Source organism: Brevundimonas sp., from assembly GCF_018608325.1.
Taxonomy (GTDB): Bacteria; Pseudomonadota; Alphaproteobacteria; order Caulobacterales; family Caulobacteraceae; genus Brevundimonas.
This window is the reverse complement of the sequence record NZ_JABAZW010000044.1, coordinates 12,418-18,340: the sequence shown is the minus strand read 5'-3', so window position 1 is coordinate 18,340 and position 5,923 is coordinate 12,418. Positions and strand designations below refer to the sequence as shown.

Below are 5,923 nucleotides of genomic sequence, written 5' to 3'. Positions count from 1 at the left end.
GCGTTCCGGCACCAGACAGGCGGCGTGCGGACGGTGGCGCAGGGCGATGGCCAGCATCTCATCCGTCACCGCCATCTCAAAGTTCAACGGCTTTCCGGCCCGTGCGCACAGGGCGCTCAGCACGTCGATGTCGGCGTCGGTGATGTGGCGGCGGTCTTCGCGCAGGTGGGCGGTGATGCCGTCCGCGCCTGCGGCCAGCGCCGCCTCCGCCGCACGGGCGGGATCGGGATGAATGCCGCCGCGCGCATTTCGCACGGTTGCGACGTGGTCGATGTTGACGCCCAGACGAACCCGCTCACGCTTCATCCCGATAGTCCCTTTCTACTTGGACAGCCGACGGCTGCCCGGATCTTCAACCGGAAGGGCCGCCAGTTCCGGCGGCAGAGCGTCGGCCGGATAGGCCGGTACTTCCAGCGACGCCAGGGCGATCAACGGCACGCCGACATCCACCTTGCCGCCCGAACGGTCGACGATACAGGCGGCGGCGACGACTTCACCGCCTGCGGCCTGAATGGCGGAGATGCATTCGCGCGACGACAGACCCGTGGTGACGATGTCCTCGACCATGACGATCTTCTCGCCCGGTTCGACCGAGAAACCACGACGCAGCTTGAACTCGCCGCCCTCGCGCTCGACGTACATCGAACGGACGTTCAGGTGTTTGGCGGTCTCATATCCGGGGATGATGCCCCCGACGGCGGGCGAAATGGCGGCGTCCACCGGCCCGACTGTGGCGACGATCTTGTCCGCCAGCGCCTTGCACAGACGCGCGCAGCGGGCGCCATCCATGAAGACCAGATTCTTCTGCAGGAAGACCGGGCTGTGCAGGCCGGAGGACAGGACGAAATGACCTTCGCGCAGGGCGCCAGCGTCGCGGAACTCGTTGAGTACGTCTTCAGTGTTCATGAGCGCCGTCCATACCCCCTGACGTCGTGCGAATGAACCCTCTAGCGACGGCCTACTCGATGTTTTCGTGTGGACGCAGGCCGCGTGACAGCAGTTCAGCCCAGATGCCTTCGGCGTCCTCGGCGAAACCGATCAGGTCCAAGTCCTTGCGCGCGATCATTCCGTGCTCGACCAGGGCCTCGAAACCGATGACCGAGGTCCAGTAGGCCTTGTCCACCAGCACGATCGGCACGGGCGGCGCCTTGCTGGTCTGGCGCAGGGTCAGGATTTCGAACAACTCATCGAAAGTGCCGAAGCCGCCCGGGAAGACCACCAGAGCATTGGCCCGCATCGCCAGATGCATCTTCCGCATCGCGAAATAGTGGAACAGGAAGGTCAGTTCCGGCGTCGAATAGGCGTTCGGCTCCTGCTCGTGCGGCAGGGTGACGTTGAAACCGACTGAGGGCGCACCGATGTCGGTCGCGCCGCGATTGGCGGCCTCCATAATGCCCGGTCCGCCGCCGGTGGCGATGACATTGTCGCGTGGTTCGCCAACATTGCCGCGCAGGGCGCCGCCGCGTTCGGACGCCAGACGCCCAAAGGCCCGCGCCGTCTGATACCATGGCTGGTCCTCGCGGATGCGCGCGCTGCCGAACACCACGATGGTCGAACGTACGCCCCAGGCCCGCAGGGCTTCCTCAGCCTTGGCGTATTCCATCAGGAAGCGCACGCCGCGCATGGAATCGCTCAGTACGAAATCCTGATCAACAGCGGCCATGCGATAGGATGGCGACGCCATCTGGGCGGTGTTCGGCGTCAAATCTTGCGTCATTAGCCCCGTGCGCGGTCTACTGAATCAACGGATGGATTGGCCCGCAGCGCCGCCATGATCATGGTGGCGTGCTTGGCGTCCTCGACCTCGACGTCCACGTCGACGTCGAAGAAGTCCTGCTGGCGGTGCGCCATCGACAGGTTGATGATGTTTCCGCCCGCTTCGCCGATCAGGGTCGTCACCTGCCCCAGCACGCCCGGCGCATTGCGGATGGTTGCGCGGATGCGGGCCGCAGCAACGGCGTCCGTCTCGGCCTGTGGCGTCCATTGCAGATCGTGCCAGACGGAATCATCATCGGCGAAGTCGGCCAGGGTCTGACAGTCGATGGTGTGAACCGTCAGCCCCTTCTCGGGCTCCAGAATGCCGACGATCCGGTCGCCAGGAACGGGGGTGCAGCACTGGCCGAAATGCACCGTTACGCCCGGTGTCAGTCCGCCGCCGCGCACGAACAGCCGCGCCGTTCCGCCTTCGATCCGCTGCTTCTCCGGCCCAGCCATCAACCGTCCCTTCAGCGAGGGGAACAGGGTCTCAGCCACCGAACTGGGCGACAGTCGCCCACGCCCCAGTTCTTCGAACAGATCATCTTCCGAAGCCAGCGCCTGGTTCTCCAGAACCGGCTTCAACGACACCTCGGCCAGTGTCTTCTCGACCCGGCTCAGCGTCTGTTGCAGGGCGACGCGGCCCAGTTTGACGAACTCGTCACGCTCAGAGGTTCGGATGTGACGGCGGATGGCCGAACGCGCACGGCCCGTGACGGTCAGGCTGCGCCAGTCGGCCGGCACTTCCCGCTTGGCGCCGCGAATGATCTCGACCACGTCGCCGTTCTGCAGCGAGGTGCGCATAGGCTTCAGTTCGCCGTTCACCTTGACGCCGACCGCCGTGTCCCCGACCTCGGTGTGAACCGCATAGGCGAAGTCCAGCGGCATCCCGCCGCGCGGCAGGGTCACCAGCTTGCCCTTGGGCGTGAAGACGAAGACCTGATCCAGGTACATCTCCAGCTTGGCGTGTTCGACCCAGTCTTCGCCGCCCTCGCCGTGCTCGATGACCTGAACCAGATGGCGCAGGTTCTGCAGCGGATCGCGTCCCCCGCCCTTCTCCATCGCTTCCCGGTCAAAGCCATAGGACTGGTTCTTGTAGCGCCAGTGGGCGGCAACCCCGTCCTCGGCGACCCGGTCCATCGACTCGGTGCGAATCTGCATTTCGATCCGAAGGCCGCGGGGGCCCACGACCGTGGTGTGCAGCGAGCGATAGTTGTTCGACTTCGGCGTCGAGATGAAGTCCTTGAACCGCTCCGGCACCATCGGCCATTCGCGGTGAATCACCCCCATGGCGCGGTAACAGTCGTCTTCAGCGTCAACGATGACCCGGAAGCCGTAGATGTCCGACAGGGACGAAAACCCGACCGACTTGCGCTGTAGTTTCCGCCAGATCGAATAGGGTGTCTTCTGGCGTCCGAACACCCGCGCCTTGACGCCTGCCTCCGACAGAACGCGTTCGACCTCGCCCGCCACGCCTTCGATGGCCTGGCCATGCTCCAGCTTCAGCGCCTCCAGCCGCCGCTCGATGGCGGTCTTGGCAGTGGGGTTAAGATGGGTGAAGGCCAGTTCTTCCAGCTCGGACGCAATCGAGTGGATGCCGATGGAGCGACCCAGCGGCGCATAGACTTCCAGCGTTTCTCGGCTGATCCGCTCGCGCTTCTCCGGCTTCACATACTGAAGCGTGCGCATGTTGTGCAGGCGGTCGGCCAGCTTGACCAGCAGCACCCGCACGTCGCGGCTGATGGCCAGGATGAATTTGCGCAGGTTCTCGGCCTGACGTGTGTGCTCGGCCTGAAGCTCCAGCCGCGACAGCTTGGTCACGCCTTCGACCAGCACGGCGATCTCTTCGCCGAACATCTCTGCGATGTCGTCGCGGGTGGCGGAGGTGTCCTCGACCACGTCATGCAGAAGCGCCGTGACGATGGTGGCGGTGTCGAGCTTGTAGTCGGTCAGTATGCCCGCGACCTGGATCGGGTGGGCGAAATACGGATCGCCCGAGGCCCGCAACTGCGAGCCATGCATCTTCATCGCATAGACATAGGCGCGGTTCAGCAGCGCTTCGTCAGCGGTGGGGTCATAGGCCTTTACGGCCTCAATCAACTCGAACTGGCGCAGGATCGGTGCGCGTTTGACCGCCGGGGTTTCCTCGCCAGCGGTCTTTGATTCGCTTTTGTTCGCACCTTGGTGCGCCGGCGGAACCGTCTCGGTCCGCGCCGGCAGGATAGTGACGCCTGAGGATGCCTCTTGCGTCAGTAGCGCTCCTCCTGACCGCCGTCGCGGTCGCTTTGCAGCGCGCGGATCAGTTCGGCCTCGGCCATGTTCATGTGCTGGGGTTCGGCCAGCAGGGCGACGACTTCGGCCTCGTCCTCGGCTTCCGTGCGCTCATCAACGCGTTGCAGCGTAGTGATGATGGTCTCGCGCAGTTCGGTCGGAACGACAGTGTCGTCTGCGATTTCGCGCAGGGCGACGACCGGGTTCTTGTCGTTGTCGCGGTCGATGGTCAGTGCGGCGCCATTGGCGATGCTGCGGGCGCGGTGACCGGCCAGCAGAACCAGACCAAAGCGGTTCGGAACCTTCTCGATGCAGTCTTCGACGGTGACGCGGGCCATGAAATTCCTCGAACGCGGGGGAGAACCGCGTCAAATACAGATAGGGGCTATGTTTTGCAACGCCAGAGGGGCGGAAGTTGGGCGCGACTTCAATCGACAGCTCTACGCTCATCACGAACGGGGCGCGCATCCCGCCCCACCGACGCAGTTTGCGCCAGATCAGCCGCCGCCTGTCCATTGACCGGATGCACCCAGCCGTGTGCGATCTCAGCAATCGGTCCCATGACGAACAGACGGTCCGCTGCGCGCGGATGCGGCAGGATCAGTCCCTCCAGATCGCCGCTCAACCGTCCATAGGCGATCAGGTCCAGATCCAGAGTCCGCGGCGCATTACGTGTTGACCGCTGCCGCCCGAAAGCATCTTCGATCCGCCCCAGCGTCGCCATAAGCGCATGAGGGTCGTGTGCCGTGCGGACAATCACCACGCCGTTCAGAAACGGCGGGTCGTGCGGATCAGGCCAGGCCTGCGACCGCCACCACGACGACCGCGCGACCACGTCAATGCCTTCGCTGCGGAATCTCGCCAGTGAAGCTTCCAGCACAGCTTCATTTGACGGCCAGACCCCCTTGTCATTGCAGCCCAGCGCCACGATGACTGCGTCATCCAGGTTCAGCGACTCATCGATTCCCACGTCGATCCGAGCGTCGGCGCGGACACCATTTTCTTCATTCCTATTGACGGCTTCGACCATGTTTCATTCCACCGACCGGCTGGCGATCTTCATCGACGGCTCGAACCTCTACTCCGCCGCCCGCGCCCTGCAGCACGATCTGGACTTCAAGCGGATGCTGGACTGGTTCCGCGCCAAGTCCATCCTGACGCGCGCCTATTACTACACCGCCATTGTCGAGGGCGAGGAATTCTCGCCGGTGAAGCCTCTGGTGGACTGGCTTGACTACAATGGCTTCTCGGTCGTGACCAAGCCGGTGAAACGCTTCACCGACGGTCAGGGCCACAGCCGCATCAAGGGCAATATGGACATCGAAATCGCGGTGGACATGATGGAACTGGCGCCTGCGCTGGATCATATCGTCCTGTTCTCGGGCGATGGTGATTTCCGTCGCGCCGTTCAGTCGATCCAGGCCAAGGGCGTGCGCGTCACGGTCATCTCGACGCAGAAGACCCAGCCGCCCCACATCGCTGACGAACTGCGTCGTCAGGCTGACGCCTTCCTGGACCTGAACGATCTGATGGGCGATTTCGGGCGGCCCAAGAGCGGCGGCGGGCAATGAGCCTGACGCCGGAGCCCGCGCGCGACTGCCCGCTGTGCCCGCGTCTGGTTGAATATCGCCATGAGAATGCGCGCAAGGATCCCGATTGGTGGAACGGCCCTGCCCCGTCATTCGGCGATCCAAACGCACGGCTGCTGATCGCAGGTCTGGCGCCGGGCCGCACCGGCGCCAACCGCACAGGCCGCCCCTTCACAGGCGATCACGCAGGCTGGCTGTTGTACGACACGCTGAAGAAGACCGGCTTCGCGCACGGGACCTATGACCCGGACGGTCATGACGACCTGACGCTGACGGACTGCATGATCACCAATGCGGTCCGCTGCGCC

At 64.2% G+C, this 5,923-nt stretch carries 7 protein-coding genes and 1 pseudogene; 2 read left to right on the top strand and 6 right to left on the bottom strand.

Annotated features, from left to right (window positions below):
* The 6 genes and pseudogenes from QZ281_RS04700 to folK form a co-directional block, all read right to left on the bottom strand.
* Positions 1–306, bottom strand: a pseudogene (locus QZ281_RS04700) (pyridoxine 5'-phosphate synthase); the annotation flags it as partial.
* A gap of 15 nt (positions 307–321) precedes the next feature.
* On the bottom strand, positions 322–906 hold the full coding sequence (pyrE, locus tag QZ281_RS04695) for an orotate phosphoribosyltransferase (RefSeq protein ID WP_292225297.1): 585 nt from the start codon (positions 904–906) through the stop codon (positions 322–324).
* 52 nt (positions 907–958) lie between these two features.
* Positions 959–1,717, bottom strand: a complete 759-nt coding sequence (locus QZ281_RS04690) for a TIGR00730 family Rossman fold protein (RefSeq protein ID WP_292225294.1) — start codon at positions 1,715–1,717, stop codon at positions 959–961.
* Positions 1,717–3,855 carry a bifunctional (p)ppGpp synthetase/guanosine-3',5'-bis(diphosphate) 3'-pyrophosphohydrolase gene (locus QZ281_RS04685; protein ID WP_292225292.1) on the bottom strand — a complete coding sequence of 713 codons (2,139 nt, stop codon included), beginning with the start codon at positions 3,853–3,855 and terminating at the stop codon, positions 1,717–1,719. Before QZ281_RS04685 ends, QZ281_RS04690 begins: the two co-directional genes overlap by 1 nt.
* A 149-nt stretch (positions 3,856–4,004) precedes the next feature.
* On the bottom strand, positions 4,005–4,364 hold the full coding sequence (gene rpoZ / locus QZ281_RS04680; protein WP_201100924.1) for a DNA-directed RNA polymerase subunit omega: 360 nt from the start codon (positions 4,362–4,364) through the stop codon (positions 4,005–4,007).
* A gap of 89 nt (positions 4,365–4,453) precedes the next feature.
* The gene (gene folK, locus QZ281_RS04675) at positions 4,454–5,056 is read right to left on the bottom strand and encodes a 2-amino-4-hydroxy-6-hydroxymethyldihydropteridine diphosphokinase (RefSeq protein WP_292225289.1); all 603 of its coding nucleotides are present in this window, start codon (positions 5,054–5,056) and stop codon (positions 4,454–4,456) included.
* On the opposite strand from folK, the gene QZ281_RS04670 reads away from it, so the two are divergent.
* Positions 5,055–5,597, top strand: coding sequence for an NYN domain-containing protein (locus QZ281_RS04670; protein ID WP_292225287.1), 543 nt, complete (start codon positions 5,055–5,057; stop codon positions 5,595–5,597). The genes folK and QZ281_RS04670 overlap by 2 nt on opposite strands.
* Positions 5,594–5,923, top strand: a 330-nt coding sequence (locus tag QZ281_RS04665; protein ID WP_292225285.1) for a uracil-DNA glycosylase family protein, incomplete at its 3' end; no start/stop codon positions are given. The genes QZ281_RS04670 and QZ281_RS04665, both read left to right, overlap by 4 nt.